The sequence below is a fragment of the Geodermatophilus sp. SYSU D00779 genome, assembly GCF_054050595.1.
This window is the reverse complement of the sequence record NZ_JBJGZQ010000008.1, coordinates 1-19,075: the sequence shown is the minus strand read 5'-3', so window position 1 is coordinate 19,075 and position 19,075 is coordinate 1. Positions and strand designations below refer to the sequence as shown.

General features: G+C 75.6%; 17 protein-coding genes and 1 riboswitch. Of the genes, 8 read left to right on the top strand and 9 right to left on the bottom strand.

Annotated features, from left to right (window positions below; translation table 11 throughout):
• Positions 1-19 precede the first annotated feature (19 nt).
• From pgm to ACI79G_RS08050, 5 genes are all read right to left on the bottom strand, one after another.
• Complete coding sequence (gene pgm / locus ACI79G_RS08070; RefSeq protein ID WP_456880618.1) at positions 20-1,654, bottom strand: phosphoglucomutase (alpha-D-glucose-1,6-bisphosphate-dependent); 1,635 nt, start codon at positions 1,652-1,654, stop codon at positions 20-22.
• An 83-nt stretch (positions 1,655-1,737) separates the two neighbouring features.
• Positions 1,738-2,175 carry a DUF4190 domain-containing protein gene (locus ACI79G_RS08065; protein ID WP_456880617.1) on the bottom strand — a complete coding sequence of 146 codons (438 nt, stop codon included), beginning with the start codon at positions 2,173-2,175 and terminating at the stop codon, positions 1,738-1,740.
• Positions 2,176-2,832: 657 nt separating this feature from the next.
• Complete coding sequence (bluB, locus tag ACI79G_RS08060) at positions 2,833-4,584, bottom strand: 5,6-dimethylbenzimidazole synthase (RefSeq protein ID WP_456880616.1); 1,752 nt, start codon at positions 4,582-4,584, stop codon at positions 2,833-2,835.
• A 204-nt stretch (positions 4,585-4,788) separates the two neighbouring features.
• Positions 4,789-6,396 carry a methyl-accepting chemotaxis protein gene (locus ACI79G_RS08055; RefSeq protein ID WP_456880615.1) on the bottom strand — a complete coding sequence of 536 codons (1,608 nt, stop codon included), beginning with the start codon at positions 6,394-6,396 and terminating at the stop codon, positions 4,789-4,791.
• 101 nt (positions 6,397-6,497) lie between these two features.
• Positions 6,498-7,346 carry an alpha/beta fold hydrolase gene (locus ACI79G_RS08050; protein ID WP_456880614.1) on the bottom strand — a complete coding sequence of 283 codons (849 nt, stop codon included), beginning with the start codon at positions 7,344-7,346 and terminating at the stop codon, positions 6,498-6,500.
• 70 nt (positions 7,347-7,416) lie between these two features.
• Here ACI79G_RS08050 and ACI79G_RS08045 point away from each other — a divergent pair, with 70 nt between their 5' ends.
• Complete coding sequence (locus ACI79G_RS08045; RefSeq protein ID WP_456880613.1) at positions 7,417-9,159, top strand: helicase; 1,743 nt, start codon at positions 7,417-7,419, stop codon at positions 9,157-9,159.
• 46 nt (positions 9,160-9,205) lie between these two features.
• Here ACI79G_RS08045 and ACI79G_RS08040 read toward each other — a convergent pair whose 3' ends face one another.
• Positions 9,206-9,940, bottom strand: a complete 735-nt coding sequence (locus ACI79G_RS08040) for a TSUP family transporter (RefSeq protein ID WP_456880612.1) — start codon at positions 9,938-9,940, stop codon at positions 9,206-9,208.
• Between the two features lie 80 nt (positions 9,941-10,020).
• Positions 10,021-10,116, top strand: a riboswitch (TPP riboswitch).
• Between ACI79G_RS08040 and thiM the strand changes: the two genes are divergently transcribed.
• The 3 genes from thiM (at position 10,110) to thiD (ending at position 12,390) form a co-directional block, all read left to right on the top strand.
• Complete coding sequence (gene thiM / locus ACI79G_RS08035) at positions 10,110-10,898, top strand: hydroxyethylthiazole kinase (RefSeq protein ID WP_456880611.1); 789 nt, start codon at positions 10,110-10,112, stop codon at positions 10,896-10,898. Its footprint overlaps the riboswitch before it by 7 nt.
• Positions 10,895-11,569 carry a thiamine phosphate synthase gene (thiE, locus tag ACI79G_RS08030; RefSeq protein ID WP_456880610.1) on the top strand — a complete coding sequence of 225 codons (675 nt, stop codon included), beginning with the start codon at positions 10,895-10,897 and terminating at the stop codon, positions 11,567-11,569. Before thiM ends, thiE begins: the two co-directional genes overlap by 4 nt.
• Entirely contained in the window at positions 11,566-12,390 is an 825-nt protein-coding gene (thiD, locus tag ACI79G_RS08025; protein WP_456880609.1) for a bifunctional hydroxymethylpyrimidine kinase/phosphomethylpyrimidine kinase, read from the top strand. The genes thiE and thiD overlap by 4 nt, the downstream gene beginning before the upstream one ends.
• A 69-nt stretch (positions 12,391-12,459) precedes the next feature.
• On the opposite strand, the gene ACI79G_RS08020 is transcribed toward thiD, so the two are convergent.
• Entirely contained in the window at positions 12,460-12,633 is a 174-nt protein-coding gene (locus ACI79G_RS08020; protein WP_456880608.1) for a hypothetical protein, read from the bottom strand.
• Positions 12,634-13,021: 388 nt separating this feature from the next.
• Between ACI79G_RS08020 and ACI79G_RS08015 the strand changes: the two genes are divergently transcribed.
• The gene (locus ACI79G_RS08015) at positions 13,022-14,383 is read left to right on the top strand and encodes a DNA polymerase IV (protein WP_456880607.1); all 1,362 of its coding nucleotides are present in this window, start codon (positions 13,022-13,024) and stop codon (positions 14,381-14,383) included.
• Here ACI79G_RS08015 and ACI79G_RS08010 read toward each other — a convergent pair.
• Complete coding sequence (locus ACI79G_RS08010) at positions 14,355-14,621, bottom strand: hypothetical protein (protein WP_456880606.1); 267 nt, start codon at positions 14,619-14,621, stop codon at positions 14,355-14,357. The genes ACI79G_RS08015 and ACI79G_RS08010 overlap by 29 nt on opposite strands.
• 131 nt (positions 14,622-14,752) lie before the next feature.
• On the opposite strand from ACI79G_RS08010, the gene ACI79G_RS08005 reads away from it, so the two are divergent.
• A complete protein-coding gene (locus ACI79G_RS08005; protein ID WP_456880605.1) occupies positions 14,753-15,358 on the top strand; it encodes a class I SAM-dependent methyltransferase in 606 nt (201 codons plus the stop codon).
• Positions 15,359-15,386: 28 nt separating this feature from the next.
• Here ACI79G_RS08005 and ACI79G_RS08000 read toward each other — a convergent pair whose 3' ends face one another.
• The gene (locus ACI79G_RS08000) at positions 15,387-16,574 is read right to left on the bottom strand and encodes a PucR family transcriptional regulator (RefSeq protein WP_456880604.1); all 1,188 of its coding nucleotides are present in this window, start codon (positions 16,572-16,574) and stop codon (positions 15,387-15,389) included.
• A 107-nt stretch (positions 16,575-16,681) separates the two neighbouring features.
• On the opposite strand from ACI79G_RS08000, the gene ACI79G_RS07995 reads away from it, so the two are divergent.
• Together ACI79G_RS07995 and ACI79G_RS07990 are read left to right on the top strand one after the other, a co-directional pair.
• Positions 16,682-17,782 (top strand): ferredoxin reductase, encoded by a 1,101-nt coding sequence (locus ACI79G_RS07995; protein WP_456880603.1) that lies wholly within the window; start codon positions 16,682-16,684, stop codon positions 17,780-17,782.
• 28 nt (positions 17,783-17,810) lie between these two features.
• Positions 17,811-19,022 carry a fatty acid desaturase family protein gene (locus tag ACI79G_RS07990; RefSeq protein WP_456880602.1) on the top strand — a complete coding sequence of 404 codons (1,212 nt, stop codon included), beginning with the start codon at positions 17,811-17,813 and terminating at the stop codon, positions 19,020-19,022.
• Positions 19,023-19,075: the final 53 nt, after the last annotated feature.

Genomic DNA, 19,075 nt, shown 5'->3' with positions numbered 1-19,075 from the left:
CGGCCGGACCCGACCACCGTCAGCCGCCCAGCGCTGCGGTCACGACGGCCTTGGCCTCCTCCTGGACCTGCGCCAGGTGGTCGGGGCCCCGGAACGACTCCGCGTAGACCTTGTAGACGTCCTCGGTGCCCGACGGGCGGGCGGCGAACCAGGCGTTCTCGGTGGTCACCTTGAGCCCGCCGATCGCCGCGTCGTTGCCCGGCGCGCGGGTGAGCTTGGCGGTGATCGGCTCGCCCGCCAGCTCGGTCGCCGTCACGTCCTCCGGGGAGAGCTTGCCGAGCGCCGCCTTCTGCTCGCGGGTGGCCGGCGCGTCGACGCGGGCGTAGGCCGACTCGCCGTACCGGGCGGTCAGCTCGGCGTGCAGCTGGGACGGCGAGCTGCCGGTCACCGCCTGGATCTCGCTGGCCAGCAGCGCCAGCAGGATGCCGTCCTTGTCGGTCGTCCACACGCCGCCGTCCCGCCGCAGGAACGAGGCGCCGGCGGACTCCTCGCCGCCGAAGCCGACCGACCCGTCGAGCAGGCCGGGGACGAACCACTTGAAGCCGACGGGCACCTCGACCAGCCGCCGGCCCAGACCGGCGACGACCCGGTCGATGAGGGACGACGACACCAGCGTCTTGCCGACGGCCACGTCGGCGCCCCACTCCGGCCGGTGCGCGAACAGGTAGGAGATCGCGACGGCGAGGAAGTGGTTGGGGTTCATCAGCCCGCCGTCGGGGGTCACGATGCCGTGCCGGTCGGCGTCGGCGTCGTTGCCGGTGGCGATCTGGAACTGCTCGCGCTTGCCGATGAGCGAGGCCATGGCCGACGGCGAGGAGCAGTCCATGCGGATCTTGCCGTCCCAGTCCAGCGTCATGAACCGCCAGGTCGGGTCGACCAGCGGGTTGACGACGGCCAGGTCGAGGCGGTGCCGCTCGGCGATCGCCGCCCAGTAGTCGACGCTGGCGCCGCCGAGCGGGTCCGCGCCGATGCGCACGCCGGCGTCCCGGACCGCGTCGAGGTCGAGCACCGAGGGCAGGTCGTCGACGTAGTCGCCGAGGAAGTCGTGCGCCTGCGCCGCCGCCCGGGCGCGGGCGAAGGGCACGCGCTGCACGCCCTTGAGGCCGTCCTGCAGCAGCTCGTTGGCGCGGGCGGCGATCACCTTCGTGGCGTCGGTGTCGGCCGGGCCGCCGTTGGGCGGGTTGTACTTGAAGCCGCCGTCCCGTGGCGGGTTGTGCGACGGGGTGACGACGATGCCGTCGGCCAGGCCCGAGGTCTTCCCCCGGTTGGCCCGCAGGATGGCGTGGCTGACCGCCGGGGTGGGCGTGTAGCGGTCCGCGGCGTCGACCAGCACGGTCACGTCGTTGGCGACCAGCACCTCCAGCGCGGAGGCCCAGGCCGGCTCGGAGAGCGCGTGGGTGTCCCGGCCGATGAACAGCGGGCCGTCGTGGCCCTGCGCCGCGCGGTACTCGCAGATCGCCTGCGTGGTGGCGACGATGTGCGCCTCGTTGAACGCCCGGTCGAACGCCGACCCGCGGTGCCCGGAGGTGCCGAACGCGACCTGCTGGGCCGGGTCGGCCGGGTCCGGCTCGAGCGTGTAGTACGCGGTGACCAGCGAGGCGACGTCGACCAGGTCGCTGGGGGCAGCCGGCTGTCCGGCGCGGGGGTCGGTCATGCGCCGATCCTGGCCCTGCACCCGCCGCCCCCGCGACCCCGGCCGGTGCGATCCCGGGTGCGCGACCCCGGCCGGCGTCCGGCTCAGAAGCCGGAGGACGAGGAGGAGACGACCGCGACGAGGAAGATGAGCACGAGGAAGCCCACGCCGACCCAGCCGAGCACGATGCCGGCGGTGGCCATGCCGCCCCCGGCCTCGCCGCGCTCCCGGATCTGCCGCTTGGCGGTGTAGCCGAAGACCAGCGCCAGGATGCTGCCGATCCAGTACAGCCAGAGGATGCCCAGCACCATCGAGGCGATGGCCAGGCCGTTGGTGCGCTGCGGCGGCGCGTACGGGTAGCCGCCGTAGGGCTGGCCGTACTGCTGACCGTAGGGCTGCGGGTAGCCACCCTGGGGCGGGGCCTGCCAGCCGCCGGACGGCGCAGCGCCGTAGGGCGCCGGCTGCTGCCAGCCCTGGGGGGCCGACCCCGCCGCGCCGTTGGGGTCGTCGGCACCGGGCTGGTGCGGACCTTCGTGTGCCATCTGCTCGCTCCTGATCACTGGGTCGGTCGACCACATGGTGGCGGCCGGCGAGAGATCCGGAGGCGCGGCTCGCGGGCCGGCCACCCCGACGGGGGAGAGGGCGAGGAGGCTCACGCCGGGTCGGCTGCGCTCGTCCCCTCCCGGAGCGGCGGCAACCGCCTCGAACCAGGCCAGCGCAGGGTGAGTCGTCCACGATCGCGCGCGATGACCTCCGGGGCCGGGAGGTCGTCCAGCGAGCCGTCCTTGAGCCTGGTGGTGTCGATGTCGGCCTCGTCGCGCGCCGTGGTGCGGTGGTGGAGACGGAAACGCCGAGCTGAGCTGCGGTTTCTGTCGTATCTCGACCGCATGTTCGACCCGTCGATCCGGTGTGGGCTCCTGAGAGGAGGGCGAGGTGTCCGAACTGCGCTCCGCCCTCGACGGGCTGGCCGGGATCGACCTCACCGCGCTCTCCGACGACGCGCTGCTCGACCTGGTGGGGGAGCTGTCCACGGCCGCCAACCGGATGGCCGCCACGCTGACGTCCGCGGTGCGGGCGGCCGACCGCGAGACGGCCAAGGGTGTGGCCCGCTGGGTGGCCGGTGTCGACCCCGACGGGGCGCTGGACGACGCGGCCGACGGTGGCGCCATCCCGTTCCGGTCATCGGAACATGCGGCCGGTCAGGAGTCGACGCGCACGGTCTCCCGGCGCAGCGCCAGCCCGGCGAGCAGCAGGCCGCTGGCCAGGGCCGCGCCGACGCCCTCACCGGCGCGCACCCGCAGGTCCAGCAGCGGCTCCCGGCCCAGGTCCTGGAGGACGAGCTCGTGCCCGCGCTCGCGACTGCGCTGCCCCGCGACCAGGGCGGGCTGCACACCCGGCTCCAGCCGCACGGCCACGAGGGCGGCGACCGAGGTGGCGTAGCCGTCCAGCACCACGGCCGACCCGGCCTCCGCCGCACCCACGACCACCCCGGCCAGGACGGCGAGCTCCGGGCCGCCCAGCTCGGCGAGCGCCACCACCGGGTCCCGCGTCAGGGCCGGGGAGCTCCGCCGGGCCCGCCCCAGGGCCTCGCCGACCACCTGCCGCTTGCGCGCGAGGACCTCGGCGTCGGCACCCGACCCCAGCCCGACGGCGTCGGTCGGGTCGGCGTCCAGCAGGCCGCACGCGAGCGCCGCCGCCACGGTGGTGTTGCCGACCCCGACCTCACCCAGGGCCACCAGCCCCGCGGCCGCCGCTGTCCGGCCCAGCTCGCGGCCGGCGTCCAGCGACCGTCGGGTGTCCTCCGGCGTCATCGCCGGCCGGCCGACGAGGTCCCCACGCGGATCGACGGGACGGCGCACCGTCGCACCCGGGACGGGATCGCCGGAGACCCCGGCGTCCACGACGCACACCCCGAGGCCGGTGGTGCGGGCGGCCGTGGCCCCCAGCGAGGTCCCGCTGACCGCCGCACGGACGACGTCCCGGGTGACGCCGGGGGAGTAGGCCGACACCCCGTGGGCGGCGACCGGGTGGTCGGCGGCCACCAGCACCAGGGTGCCGCCCGAGGTGCCGGCGCCACCGAGCGCCACCACGCCGTCCACGGCGCGGTCCAGGACGCCGAGCGAGCCCGGCGGGGTGAGCAACCGGTCGGCCTGGTCCCGGGCCGCGACGACCGCCTGGCGACCCGGCGCCCGCAGGTGCGACGGAGGCGCGGCCGGGGCCCCGGCGTCCTCGACCGGCCACCGGTCGTGCAGGACGACGTCGGACAGGGGCAGCCGCCGGGACCAGCCGGCCCGCTCCAGGCCCGGGGCGGGTGGCCGCTCGTCGGGCCAGCCCAGGCACAGCCAGCCCAGGGTCACGACGCCGTCCGGCAGCCCGAGCAGCCCGGCGAGCTCCTCGGGCCGGAACAGGGTCACCCAGCCCAGTCCGAGGCCCTCGGCCCGGGCCGCCAGCCACAGGTTCTGGATGGCCGCCGCGCAGCTCCACAGGTCGGCGTCGGGGAAGGTGGCGCGGCCCAGCACCCCGGCCGCCGGGGTCCGCCGGTCGCAGCAGACCACCACGCCGAGGGGCGCCTCCCGGACGCCCTCGAGCTGCAGGTCGAGCAGCCGGCGAGCGGCGTCCGGCTCCAGCTGCGCGGCCTGGCGCAACCGTTCCCGGTCGGTCAGCACCGCCGCCCGGTCCCGGGTCCCGGCGTCCTGCACGACGAGGAACCGCCACGGCTGGCTGTGGCCGACCGACGGGGCGGCGTGCGCCGCGGACAGCACGCGCTCGAGGACGTCGGCGGGGACGGCGTCGGGCCGGAACCGTCGGACGTCGCGGCGGGCGCCGACCACCCGGTGCAGAGCCTCCCGGACCTGCTCGCCCATCGCCCAGCCGGTGGGGTCGGCGGCCCGCTGGGACGCCGAGGTCGTGTCGCCGACCAGCGGCACCGGCCGCGGCCACGTCTCCGCCACGGGCTCCCCTCCCCACGCGGTGCGCCCGGCTCCCGGGCGGGCCGACTGTAGTTCCGGTCGCCACCGGATCGGCGGGCACCGCCTCGTCGTACCGCGTGCCGGCTGCTCGACGGGCGCCCGGCGGTCCGGCCTCGACGGGTCCGGGAACGACGACGGGCGCCGCGGACACGCAGGTCCACGGCGCCCGTCGGACGCGCACCCCGGTCAGTAGCGGAAGCGCTGCACCAGCTCCTGCAGGTCGCCGGACATGCGGGCCAGCTCCTCGGCCGCCTGCCGGGTCTGCGCGACCCCGGCCGTGGTGACGGACGCGGCGTGCGCGACGCCGCTGATGCTGCCGGCGATCTCGCCGCTACCCGTGGCGGCCTCGCTGACGCTGCGGTTCATCTCCGCGGTGGTCGCCCCCTGCTCCTCCACCGCCGAGGCGATGGTCAGCTGGAAGTCGTTGATCTGGCTGATGATCCCCGCGATGCCGCTGATCGCCGTCGTCGCGCCGGCGGTGTCGGCCTGGATGGCCTCGACCCGGCGGGCGATGTCCTCGGTGGCCTTCGCCGTCTCCTGGGCCAGCTCCTTGACCTCGTTGGCCACCACCGCGAAGCCCTTGCCCGCCTCCCCGGCCCGGGCGGCCTCGATGGTGGCGTTGAGCGCCAGCAGGTTGGTCTGCTCGGCGATCGAGGTGATGGTCTTGACCACCTCGCCGATCTCCTGCGAGGAGACGCCGAGCTTGCTCACCGTCCGCGTCGTCTCCTCGGCGGCCTGGACGGCGGTGCCGGCGACGCGGGCGGCCTCCGAGGCGTTCTGGGCGATCTCGTCGATGGAGGCGCCCATCTCCTCGGACCCGGAGGCGACGGTCTGCACGTTGCGGGAGATCTGCTCGGCGGCGGCGGCCACGGTGCCGGCCTGGCTCGCGGCGTCCTCCGCACTGCCGGCGATGGACTCCGACGACGCGCTGAGCTCCTCGGCCGCGGCGGCGAGGGCGGACGCCGACTCGGCGGTCGAGGAGACGGTGCCGCGCAGGCTCTCGGCCGCCTGGTTGAGCGCCTCGGCCATCTGGCCGACCTCGTCACCGGAGGAAACCTCCACCCGGGTGGTCAGGTCACCGGCGGCCATCGCCACGAGGCCGTTGCGCACGGCCACCACCGGCCGGGTGACCAGTCGCGCCACCAGCAGCGCCAGCACGACGGCGGCGGCCAGCCCGACCGCGAGCAGGACGAGCACGAGGGTGCGGGCCGACTCGTAGGTGTCCGTCGCCGCCTGGACCGAGGACTCGGCGGCCGCGGCCTCGCTGGCGAGCAGCTCGTCCAGTGCGGCGTTGAGCTGCGCGGCCACCGGGGCGATCGTGTTGCTGCGCATCGACAGGAAGTCCGCGAACCGGCCCTGGTGCACCGCCAGGCGGTAGGCGTCGCTGCTGACCAGCGACTCGTACTGCTCCCAGGCGTCGGAGAGGGCCGCCACCTGCTGCTCCTGGGCGGGGGTCAGCCCGCTGGCGGCGTAGGCCTCGATCGCGGCGTCCATGGCCTCGATGTCGGCCAGGTACAGCTCGTGGGCCTTGGCCGCGGCGGCGGCGTCGGGCAGGAGCTCGTCGGCGAGGGCGTCGATGCGGGTCTGCAGGAAGGCCCGGCGCACCTCGGCGATCTGGTTGGAGGGCACGAGGGCGTCGGTGTTGATGTCCTGGCTGCGCTGCTGGAGGGCACCCAGCTGCAGGACGCCGACGATGCCGACGGTCAGGGCGACCACGCAGGCCGCGGCGACCGCCGTGAGGACCTTGACGCGCAGGGGCAGCGCGAGCAGACGGGACGGGACGGAGAGCCGCACGGAGCACCTCGGGGACGTTGAGACGGGGCAACCGAGGGTTTCGGCCCGGTCCGTCCGATCTCCAGCGGAACCGTCGACGGGGGACCGAGGGTCCCCCGTCGTCAGTGCTCGACGCGCTCGAGGAACCGCTTCACCGTCTCGAGGAAGACCTCTGGCTGCTCGGAGTGCACCCAGTGGCCCGCGTTCTTGACCCGCACCAGCCGGGTGTTCGGGAAGAGCTCCTCCATGCGTGCCCGGTCCCCGGGCAGCACGTAGTGGCTGGTGGCGCCGGCGATCCACAGCACCGGGCCGTCGTAGCGGGCGCCCGGCGGCGGCTCGGGGAAGCCGCGCAGCTCGCCCAGGTCGCGACCGAGCAGCTCGAGGTTGAGCCGCCAACGCCACCCACCGTCTGCGCCCGCCCCCTCGCGCACCAGGCTCTGCAGCAGGAACGAGCGCACCATCCGGCTCGGGACGGCGGCCCGCAGGGCGGCGTCGGCGTCCTCGCGGGTCCTCAGCCGGTCGAGGTCGAGCGCGCCCATCGCCTCGATGTAGGCGGCGAAGGGCGAGGCCTCCTCGTCGGGGTCGTCGGTGCGGCCGCCGGAGACCGGGTACTCGACCGGGGCGATGTCGACGACGACCAGCGCGCGCAGCAGCTCCGGGTGCCGCAGCGCCAGCTGCATCGACACCTTCCCGCCCATCGAGTGCCCGACGAGCGTGACCGGCTCGCCGAACGAGCGGAGCTCCGCGGCGACCAGCTCGGCCATGTCGACGTAGTCGACCCGGTCGGTCCATGGCGAGTGCCCGTGGTTGGGCAGGTCGAGGAGGGTCACCCGGTGGTCCGCGGCGAGGCCCTTGGCGATCGTCGTCCAGTTCTTGCCCTGGCCGAACAGGCCGTGCACGAACACCACCCGCGGCCCGGCGGAGCCCAGCGTCCGGGCGTGCAGCCGTTCGTCCTCGGAGTTCGCCGTCACGTCGGCGATTCCACCAGATCCCGTCGCGCCGCCGACCTACCGTCGTCGACCGACGCAGAGGAGGACACCCGTGCCCGGACGGCGCCGCCGCACAGCCCGGTCGACGAGCCAGAGCCGCTCGACCGGCACGACCCGCACCACGACGACGACCCGTCCGAAGGCGCCGGCCCGCCGCACCCCGAAGCCCGCACCGGAGCGGCCGGTCGCCGGGCCCGGAGAGCGGGTGTGGGTGCTCGCCGTCCCGTTCCGCGCGCCGGCGCCGGGCGCCCAGTGGCGGCCGGACCTGCAGGCGCACGTCTGGGTGGGCCGGGAGCTGCCGCCGGAGCTGGCCGCCTACGACCCGCCCCCGTACACCTTCGAGCGCTTCCTCGAGGACGAGCTCAACGACACCCCGCGGCCGGTGCCGCCGGGCCGTCCCCTCGTCCCGCGCGAGGAGCAGGCCACGGGGGCTGAGGCCGTCGTCGCCTCCGCGGCGGCCGGGCACCGGGTCTTCCTGCTCGGTGACGACCCGGGCGTGGGCAAGACCGGGACCGCCGTCCTGGCCGCCCGGGAGGTCTGCGAGCTGCGCGGTGGGGACCGCGTGCTGGTCGTGGCCGACCGTCCGGCGGCGATCACCATCCCGCACTGGACCCGCTCGATCGCCGGCTTCGGCGACGGGGGGCTGCGCTGGTGCGTCACCACCTGGGACCGGCTGGCCAAGGTGAGCGAGCTGCGCTTCGACGTCGTCATCGCCGACGAGGCGCACATGGTCCGGCACACGACGACCCAGCGGTGGAAGCACTGGAAGGCCGTCTCCGGCGCCGGGCGGGTGAGGGACGTGCCCTTCGTCGTCGCCGCCACCGCCACCCCGGCGCACACGCCGTTGGAGCTGCCCTACCTGGCCCCGCAGTTCGCCCAGCGCCACGGCGACCCGCTGCGCGCCTGGGCCGACCTCCCGGCGAAGCTCGCCGAGCACGGGTTCCACGTGGAACGTGGGCGCTACGGGTGGGCGTGGACCGAGGACGCCGACTCCCGCCGCGCCGACCTCGCCCGGCTGCAGGGCTGGCTGGCCGACGGCGAGCCGCCCGCGACGCTGCACCGGCCGGCGCCCTGGGGCCCGGTGTCGGTCACCGGGACGCCGGTCGCGCTGACGCCGGCCGAGAGGTGCGCCTACGAGTCCGAGTGGCAGGAGTTCCGCGCCGAGATGCAGCTGGCCCGGAGGGCCCGCCAGACCGCCCGCGGGCGCGCCGCGCTGCTGCGCTTCCGGCAGAAGGCCGGGCTGATCCGCGCCCAGGCCACCGTCGACTGGGTGCGCGCGCAGGTCGAGGCCGAGCGGCAGGTCGCGGTGTCGGTGGAGTTCGTCGAGACGGCGGCCGACCCGATCCGCGAGGCGCTGCTCGACTCGGGCGTCGGTGTGGCCGCCATCTACGGCCGCGACCGCTTCGACGTCGAGGCCGAGCGGCTGCGCTTCCAGACCGGCGCGGCGCCGGTGTGCGTGTTCACCGTGACCGCCTCGATCAGCCTGCACGCCGGCGAGCTGCTGCCCGGCGGGGCCACGGCCTCCACGACACCGCGGGTCGGGTTGTTCCACCAGCCGCGCTTCTCCGGCATCCAGGCCCGCCAGGTCACCGGCCGCACGCACCGCGACGGTCAGGTGTCCCCGTGGCGGGTGGCCTTCGCCGAGGACACGGTCGAGGAGCAGGTGGCCCGGGTGATGGTGGAGCGGCTGGCGGTCAGCGGCTCCACCGCCGGGGCCGACACCTCGGCCCTGCAGGAGATCGCCGAGCTCCTGGACGCCGACTGGCTGCCGCCGGTCGCGCTCACCGACGCCTGAGGCCACCTCCGCCTCGCGTTGAGGAGCCGGTGGCCGCGCTGCGACCTCAGCCCAGCGCCGCGGCGATGCTGGCCACCCCGGCCAGCGCCGACAGGGCCAACCCGGCCGCCCGGAACCGGCGGACGTCGAGCAGGTGGAACAGCCGGCGGCCCGCCACGTGGCCGACGACCGCCGCGACCAGCAGCACCAGCACCACCTCCGGCCGGAAGGCCTGCGCGACCCGCCCCGACGCGGCGAGCACCGCGGCGCCGAGCAGGTTGAGGGCGAGGAACAGCGCCGCGAGGGTGTCGCGCATCTCCGCCGGGGGCACGTGCCGCCGCTCGAGCCAGAGCACCAGCGGCGGCCCGTTGGTGCTGGTCGTGGTGGTGAGGACGCCGGCGAGGAGCCCCACGCCGAGCGTGGCCCACCGGGACGGCGTCCCCTGGCCGGGGACCGGGCGCCGCAGGACCTGCAGCGCCACGGCCGCGAGCACACCCACGCCCACCGCCAGCTGCAGCGCCGGCTTGCTGACCACGGCGAGCACCAGCACGCCGGCCAGGACCCCGGGGACGGCGGCGAGGACCACCACGCGGACGTCGGCCCACCGGATGGCCGGCCGCGACCCGCGGCGCACCAGCAGCAGGAGCAGGGTCGTGGTCGTGGCCAGCACGATCAGCGTGGTCACCGCCTCGGTGGGGGCGAGCACGGCCACGAGAGCGGGTCCGGCGATGAGCGCCAGCCCGAACCCGGCGGCGGCCTGCACGGTCGCGCCCACCAGCACGGCGAGGCAGGCGAGCAGCACGCCGGCCATCCTGTCGCACGCCCCGGCTGCTGCTCCGCGCGGCGGGAGCACCACGGCGGGGCGGTGTTACGTTCGGAGGCGCACGTGGCACGGGGTGTCCCCGACCGGGGACTGAGAGCACACCCGTCGAACCTGCTCCAGTTCGCACTGGCGAAGGGATGTCACCGGCATGCCGGCCGTCGACCTGCGCGCCGCCCGCGCGGCGGTGCGCGCACGCACCCCTCTGGTGCACTGCCTGACCAACACCGTCGTCCAGACGATCACCGCCAACGCCCTGCTGGCCGCGGGCGCCGCGCCGGCGATGGTGGACGCCCCGGAGGAGGCCGGCGACTTCGCCGCCGTCGCCTCCGCGGTGCTGGTCAACGTGGGCACCGTGCACGCCCGCACCGCCGAGGCGATGCGGCTGGCCGCGCGCTCGGCCGGTGCCGCCGGGACGCCGTGGGTCCTGGACCCCGTCGCCGTCGGCGGCCTGGTCTACCGCACCGAGCTGGCCACCGAGCTGGTCGGACTGCGGCCCACCGTCGTCCGCGGCAACGCCTCGGAGGTCATGGCGCTGGCCGGCGCGGGTGGTGGCGGCCGCGGCGTGGACAGCACCGACTCGACCGAGGACGCCGCCAAGGCGGCCACCGCGCTGGCCGCCTTGACCGGCGGGGTCGTCGCGGTCAGCGGCGAGGTCGACCTGGTCACCGACGGACACCGCACCGTCCGCGTCGGCGGGGGATCGGCGCTGCTGACCCGCACCACCGGCGCCGGCTGCGCGCTGGGCGCCCTCGTCGCCGCCTACGTCGCGGCCACCGGCGACGCGCTGACCGGCACCGTGGCCGCGCACGCGCACGTCGCCGTCGCCGCGGAGCGGGCCGCGCAGGTCGCGCGCGGCCCGGGCACCTTCGCGCCCGCCTGGCTCGACGCGCTGGACGCCGTCGACGGCGAGGCCCTGGCCGCGGCGGACGTCCGATGACACGCCGCGTCGACCCGACCCTCTACCTGGTCACCGACACCGCGCTGTCCGCCCCGCGGCCGGTCGCCGACGTCGTGCGCGCGGCGGTCGCCGGCGGCGTCACCACCGTCCAGGTGCGGGACAAGACCGCCTCCCGCCGCGAGCTGCTCCAGCTCACCCGCGCGGTGCAGGCGGCGCTGGCCGACCGGCCGGACGTCGCGCTCTGGGTCAACGACGCCGTCGACGTCGCGCTGCTCGCCGGCGTGGACGGCGTGCACGTCGGCCAGGACGACCTGCCCCCCGCCGAGGTGCGCACCCTGCTCGGGCCCGACCGGCTGCTCGGGTTCAGCGTCTCCTCCGTCGCCGAGCTGGACGTCGCCCGCGCACTGCCGGCGGGGACGGTGGACCTGGTCGGGATCGGACCGGTGTGGACGACGCCCACCAAGCCCGACGCCGGCAGCGCCCTGGGCCCGGACGGCGTCCGGGGGCTGGCCGAGGCGGCCCGCGCCGCCGGGTTCGGCACCGTCGCGATCGGCGGGATCGACGCCGACCGGGCCGCCGAGGTGGCCGCGACCGGGGTGGACGGCGTCTGCGTCGTCTCCGCGATCTGCGCGGCGGCCGACCCGGACGCCGCCGCCCGCGCGCTCCGCTCGGCCATCGACCGGGGGCGGCTCGCGCAGGTGGTCCGGTGAGTGACACTGCGGTCGCGCTGACCGTGGCCGGCAGCGACCCCAGCGGCGGCGCCGGCATCCAGGCCGACCTCAAGACCTTCAGCGCGCTGGGCGTCTACGGGACGGCGGTGCTCACCGCGCTGACCGCCCAGAACACCCGCGGCGTCACCGGCGTGCACGGCGTCCCGCCGGAGTTCGTCGCCGAACAGCTGGCGACCCTGTTCGCCGACGTCGAGGTGCACGCCACCAAGCTCGGCATGCTCGGCACCGCCGGTGTCGTGCGCGCCGTCGCCGCGGGGCTGGCCGGCCACCCGGGCGGCCCGGTCGTGTGCGACCCGGTGATGGTCGCGACCAGCGGCGACCGGCTCATCGACGACGCCGCGATCGACGCCGTCCGCACCGACCTGCTGCCCCTGGCCGACCTGGTCACGCCGAACGTGCCGGAGGCCGCCGTCCTGCTCGACGTGCCCCCGGCCACCGACGTCGACCAGCTGCCCGGCCAGGCCACCGCCCTGCTCGCGCTCGGCCCCCGTGCGGTGCTGCTCAAGGGCGGCCACCTGGGTGGGGACGACAGCGTCGACGTGCTGGCCACCGCGGACGGCGTCACGGTCACCCGGCGGCCGCGGGTCGGCACCACCTCGACGCACGGCACCGGCTGCACGCTGTCCTCGGCGCTGGCCGCGCTGGCCGCCCGCCACCGCACCGACGACTGGTCCCGGCTGGTCGACCCCGCCCGGGACTACCTGCAGCGGGCGCTGGAGGCGGGGGAGAGCCTGGGCGTCGGCTCCGGCCACGGCCCGGTGCACCACTTCGCCGGCATCTGGGAGCCACTCCCGCGTTGATCATCGGCAGGTGGTCGCCTGACACGCCGACGTGCTCGACCACCCGCCGATGATCACGGCGGACAGGGGTCAGCGGGCCGACTCCTCCCCGTCGACCGTGGTGATCGGGACGCGGGTGGGGCCGTCCGCGGCGGGCGTCGCGCCACCGAGCCGGCGCCGTCGGCGGAGATGACGGATCTCGTCCACGCCCGCCAGCGGGGCGGCCGCGGCCTGCACGACCTCGGGCAGCACCTCGACCAGCATCTCGAAGATCGCGGTCTCGCCGTACTCCTAAGGCCTCGGCCCGGGCGTCCAGCGCCTCGGCCTCCGCCTGCCCGCGGACCAGGATCGCCGCCGCCTCCGCGGCGCCCTCCCGCTCGACGGCGTCGGCGACCGCCTGGCGGCGCCGACGATCGAGCGCAGCGCCCCGGCGAGCACCTCCGAGGTGGAGGTACCGATGCCGTCCTGCTGGTCGGGGAAGCGCTGTGCGGCCGCCCGGATGGAGTCCTCGGTGCCGCCGACCTCGACGATGGCCACACCCTCGAGGTCGGCCTCGACGCCCTTCGGGGACCGCACCGGTGCGTCCGCTCTCACCCGCGGGGAGGACGGGTGACCATGGAGCGGGCCGGCGGCGAGGACGAGGAGGTGGGGCGTGCGGCGGGAGGCGAGCATCCTGCACCTGGACCTCGACGCCTTCTTCGCCGCCGTCGAGCAGCGCGACAAGCCCTCGCTACGGGGCCGCCCGGTGGTGGTCGGCGGCGTGGGCGGGCGCGGCGTGGTGGCGACGGCGTCCTACGAGGCGCGGGCCTACGGCGCCCGCTCGGCGATGTCCACCGCCGAGGCGCGCCGCCGCTGCCCGCCCGGGACGGCGTTCCTCGGCGGCCGCTTCGCCGCCTACCGCCGCACCTCCGACGTCGTGATGGCGCTGCTGCGCGAGCTGTCCCCGCTGGTCGAGCCGGTGTCGATCGACGAGGCCTACGTCGACCTGGGGGCGGGCGACGGCCTGGACCTGTCGGTGGACGGCGTGACCGGGCTGGCCCGGGGCCTCAAGGAGCGGATCGCCGCAGCCACCGGCGGGGTGACCGGGTCGGTCGGCATCGGCAGCTCCAAGCTGATGGCCAAGATCGCCTCGGACCTCGACAAGCCCGACGGGCTGGTCGTCGTCCCACCGGGGGGCGAGCTCGAGGTGCTGCACCCGCTGCCGGTCACCCGGCTCGGGGGCGTGGGACCGGCGACCGCCGAGCGGCTGCACCAGGTGGGCGTGAAGACCGTCGCGGACCTGGCGGTCAAGTCGCTGCCCGACCTGGTCGCGCTGGCCGGCCGGGCGCACGGCACCGGCCTGTACGCGCTGGCCCGCGCCGAGGACGACCGACCGGTGGTCGCCGAGCGGGAGGCCAAGTCGATCTCGCAGGAGGAGACCTTCGCCCGCGACCTCACCGACCTGAGGGTGCTCGGCCGGTACGTCGACAGCATGGCCGCGCGGGTCGGCAGCCGGCTGCGCGCGTCCGCGTACTCGGGACGGACGGTGACGCTCAAGCTGCGCCGCTACGACTTCACCACGCTCACCCGCTCGCAGACGCTGCCCCACCCGACCGACGACCCGCGGGTGATCGCCTCGATCGCCGCGCGGCTGCTGGCCGAGGCCGGCACCCAGGGCGGGCTGCGGCTGCTCGGGGTCGGCGTCTCCGGGCTGTCGCTCTACGCGCAGGGCGACCTGTTCGCCACCGACGAGGAGCCGGTGGACGACGCCGTGGAGGCGCCCGGCGCCGAGGTCGAGGAGGCGCCCGAGCCGCTGACGGCGGAGTCGCGCTGGTGGCCGGGCCAGGACGTGCGGCACGACGAGCACGGCGCCGGCTGGGTGTGGGGTCGCGGCCTCGGCCGGGTCACCGTGCGCTTCGAGGGGCCGCTGACCCCGCCCGGGCCGGTGCGCACGCTGGCCGCCGACGACCCGGCCCTGCACCCGGCCGAGCCGCCGGAGTGGCGGGTCAGCGCGCCAGCGCCGCCCACCCCATGACCGTGAGGTCCCGGTCGACCGGGACGACGACCTGCTGGCCGAACCAGGTGACGAGGTGGGCCGCGTAGCGACCCTCGCCGTCCACCTCGACCCGGCCGACCGTCGCGCCCGGGTGCTCGGCGAGGGCGGCCGCCGCCACCCGCACCTCGAGGTCGGCGTCGAGGACGTCGGCGGCCGGCGGGGTCGGCAGCGGCGTCCGCGTGCGGCGGGACCGGCGTCCGGTCAGGGTCTGGGTCATGGCGGTGCCTCCCGTCCTCCGGCCCCCGGTGGGCCGCTGGTGAGGTCGAGCCTGGGGGGCGCACCTGTGGCCCAGCTGGACGCCAGGTACCGGTTGCCTCGGGATCCACCCCGGTCGGCGACCATGGGCGGGTGACGGAGCAGAGCGCCTGGACGCGGATCACCCAGCAGGACCCGGGCCACTCGGCCGCCTACGTGCAGCGGTTCCGGGACCTCGCCGCGCAGGGGTTCGACCTGGCCGGCGAGGCGCGGCTGGTCGACGCCATGCTGCCGCGCGCCTCCCGCGTGCTCGACGCCGGCTGCGGGCCGGGGCGCACCGGCGGCTGGCTGGCCCGCGCGGGCCACGACGTGGTCGGGGTGGACGTCGACCCGGTGCTCGTCGCGGCCGCCGAGGTGGACCACCCCGGGCCGCGGTGGCTGGTCGGCGACCTCGCCGAGCTCGACCTGCCGGCGCGCGGCATCCCCGGGCCGTTCGACGCCATCGTCTCGGCGGGCAACGTGATGGCCTTCCTGGCGCCGAGCACGCGGGTCGCCGTCCTGCAGCGGCTGCGGGCGCACGTGGCCTCCGGCGGACGGGCCGCGATCGGCTTCGGCGCCGGCCGCGGCTACGCCTTCGACGACTTCCGCGCCGACGCCCGCACGGCCGGCTGGGCGGAGGACCTGCTGCTGTCCACCTGGGACCTGCGGCCGTTCAGCCCGGACGCGGACTTCCTGGTCGCCGTCCTGCGTCCCGCCTGAGGGAGGACCCCCGTCCGGCCGCGCGGTGTCACCGCTGCACCGCGCCCAGGGCCAGGGTCAGTTCGAGGACCGACTGCGGGTCCTCGAGGCGCTCGCCGTACAGGTCGCGCAGCTGACCCATCCGGTAGCGGACCGTCTGCGGGTGCACGAACAGCTCGGCGGCGACCTTCTCCCGGCGCCCGTGGTGCAGCAGCCAGGAGCGCAGCGTCTCCACCAGCTTCTCGCGGGGTCCGGGGCCCAGCCCGTCGAGCGGGGCGAGCACCTGGGCGCGCAGGTCGGCGAGCGCCTCGCCGTCGGCACGCAGCACGAGGTCGGCCAGCCGCAGCTCGGTGTCGACCGGCTGGTCGCCGTCCGGGCGCAGGTCCAGCTGCAGCGCCCGCAGCGCCCGCGAGTAGGAGGAGCGGGCCTGCTGCCACGGCCGGGCCGGGCCGACGACGGCCTCCCGCCCGCCCAGCGCCCGGACCAGCTGGGTGCGGGCGTACCCGTCGGCGTCCGGCACGAGCAGCACCGAGCGCTCGGCGCCGGGCTCGGTGCCGGGCAGGTCCTCCCCGGCCTGCAGCGTGCGGACGTCGAGCACGGCGAGCGCGCCGCGCACGCGCGACTCGGGCACCAGCACCGCGGTCAGGGTCCGCGGCGGCGCCCAGTCCGCGCGCTCGGCGGCGGCGGCGAGGTCGTACGGGGGCGCACCGGTGAGCAGCAGCTCGGTCAGCCGTTCCAGGTTGCGGCGGCGCAGCCGGCCGCTGCTGTCGAGGTGGTCGGCGTGGCCGGAGGCGCTGGCCGCCGACAGCTGGTCGATGTAGGCGAACACCAGCTCGGCGAAGCGGGCCAGCGACCCGGCGGGCATGCCGGCCGCCACCGCCGTCTCGCTCATGTGCCGCCACGCCACCCGTGCGCCCACCCGGTAGGCGGCCAGCAACGCGTCCATGGTCCGGCCCGACTTGGCCTCCCCGCGACCGAGGGCGTAGGCGCCCTCGAGCGCCGGGCCGATGGGCCGGCTGGGGTCCGCCCCGCCGTTCGCCGTCGCCAGCTCCAGGAAGCCACCGAGGGCCAGCTGGACGGCGTTCTCGATCTTGCGGCCCATGACGCCGCTGAAGGCCTCGGTGTAGCTGGGCACCTCGACGACGATCGCCGCGACGGTCCGCTCGGCGACGGCGGGCAGCTGGCCCTGCATCGCCGCCGCGACCTCCGGCGGGAAGGTGTCCTGCTCCGGCGCCATCGACGCTCTCCTCCGCTCCGGGCTTTGTTCGGCAGGGACAGTATCCAGCGGCAGGTTCACGCCCACGGCACAGGTAATTGCGCGCAGCGCTGGGAACCATCAGGTGTATGACCGCGACCGTCCCGCGCCCTCCGTCGGCCCGGCCGGCCCTGAGCGCGCTGCGCGACCGGGCGATGCGCCTGGCCGAGCTCGTCACGACCCCGCTGCTGCCGGCCGACTACCTGGACATGGTCAACCCGCTGCGCGCGGGGGCGGACCTGCGCGGCCGCGTCGTCGCCGTCCACCGGGAGACCCGGGACGCCGCCACGCTGGTCATCCGGCCGGGCGCCGACTGGCAGCGCCACGTGCCCGGCCAGTGGGTGCGCATCGGCGTCGACGTCGACGGCGTTCGCATGTGGCGCGCCTACTCGCTGACCTCGCACCTGGACCGCCCCGACGGCTGCATCAGCATCACCGTCAAGGCCATCCCGGGCGGCAAGGTCAGCAACCACCTGGTGCACCGCACCCAGCCCGGCACGCTGGTCCACCTCGACCAGGCCACCGGCGAGTTCGTCCTGCCCGCGCAGGCCCCCGCCAAGGTCCTGTTCGTCACCGCCGGCTCCGGCATCACCCCGGTCATGGGCATCCTGCGCAACCACGACGAGCTGGCCGACGTCGTCGTCGTGCACTCCGCTCCCACCCCGGAGGACGTCGTCTTCGGCGCGGACCTGCGGGAGCTGGCCGCCGCCGGCCGCATCCGCCTCATCGAGCAGCACACCGACAGCGCCGGGATGCTCGACGCCGCCGCCATCGCCGCGCTGGTCCCCGACCTGGCCGAGCGGGCCACCTGGGCCTGCGGCCCGGTGGGCATGCTCGAGGCGCTGGAGGAGCACTGGAGCGCCGCCGGCATCGCCGACCGGCTGTTCACCGAGCGCTTCCGGCCCACGGTCGTCGTCGCCGGCGAGGGCGGCACGGTGACCTTCACGAAGGGCGGCACGAGCATCGAGGCCGACGGGGCCACCCCGATCCTCGACGCCGCCGAGGACGCCGGCGTCCTCATGCCCAGCGGCTGCCGGATGGGCATCTGCTACGGCTGCGTGCTGCCCTTGCGCGAGGGCGCCGTCCGCGACCTGCGCAACGGCGAGGTCACCACGGCCGCGCCCGGCGACGGCGTCCTGATCCAGACCTGCATCAGCGCCGCCGCCGGCGCCTGCGACATCGACCACTGACCACTCGAGACCCGAGGAGCCGCACCGCATGACCGTTCTGCAGAAGAAGGCCGACAACCCGATCGAGCACCTCACCTCCGAGGACATCGAGCTCATCGGCAAGGAGCTCGACGACATCCGCCAGAGTGTGATCGACACCCGCGGCGAGTCCGACGCCCGCTACATCCGCAAGGTCATCGACGTCCACCGCAAGATCGAGCTGGGCAGCCGCGCCGTCCTGCTCGCCTCGGGCTTCCCGCCCGCGTGGGTCGTCGGGACGATCGGCCTCTCGGTCGCCAAGATCCTCGAGAACATGGAGATCGGGCACAACATCCTGCACGGTCAGTGGGACTGGATGCGCGACCCGAAGATCCACTCCACGACGTGGGAGTGGGACATGGCCAGCCCGGCCGAGCAGTGGAAGCACTCGCACAACGAGCTGCACCACACGTACACGAACGTGGTCGGCAAGGACAACGACCTCGGCTACGGCATCATGCGCGTCGACGAGGACCAGCCGTGGCAGCCGTTCCACCTCGGCCAGCCGATCTGGAGCTTCATCAACGCCTGCTTCTTCGAGTACGGGATCGCGGCCTACGACCTCGAGCTCGGCGGGGTCATCGCCAGGAAGCAGACCGGCGACCCGGAGTTCCGGGCGCGTGCGAAGGCCGTGCTGCGCAAGATCGGCGCCCAGGTCCGCAAGGACTACCTCATCCACCCGCTGCTGTCGGGGCCGAACTTCCTCTCCACGCTGGCGGCCAACTTCACCGCCAACCTGGTGCGCAACCTCTGGTCGAACTCGGTCATCCTCTGCGGACACTTCCCCGAGGGCGTCGAGACCTTCGAGAAGAAGTCCATCGACGGCGAGACCCGCGGCGAGTGGTACCTGCGCCAGATGCTCGGCTCGGCCAACATCTCCGGCTCCAAGGCCATGCACATCATGACCGGGAACCTGTCGCACCAGATCGAGCACCACCTGTTCCCGGACCTGCCGAGCAACCGGTACGCCGAGATCGCGCCGAAGATCCGCGACCTGTTCGACCGCTACGGCCTGAACTACCACACCGCGCCGCTGCCCCAGCAGGTCGGCTCGGCCTGGCACAAGATCATCCGGCTGTCGCTGCCCAACGGGTGGCTGGACGCCACCAACCGGAGGAACCTGCCCTCGCAGCTGGTCAAGCTCTACAAGGCGACGACCGGCGACCGGCGCACGCGCCGCCGCCTGCAGGCGGAGTGGACGGCGGCCGCTTCCGCCGCGTGATCGGTCTCCCGACCCGCTGACGACGGAGGGCGGGGTGCGCGGCGCGAGCCGCG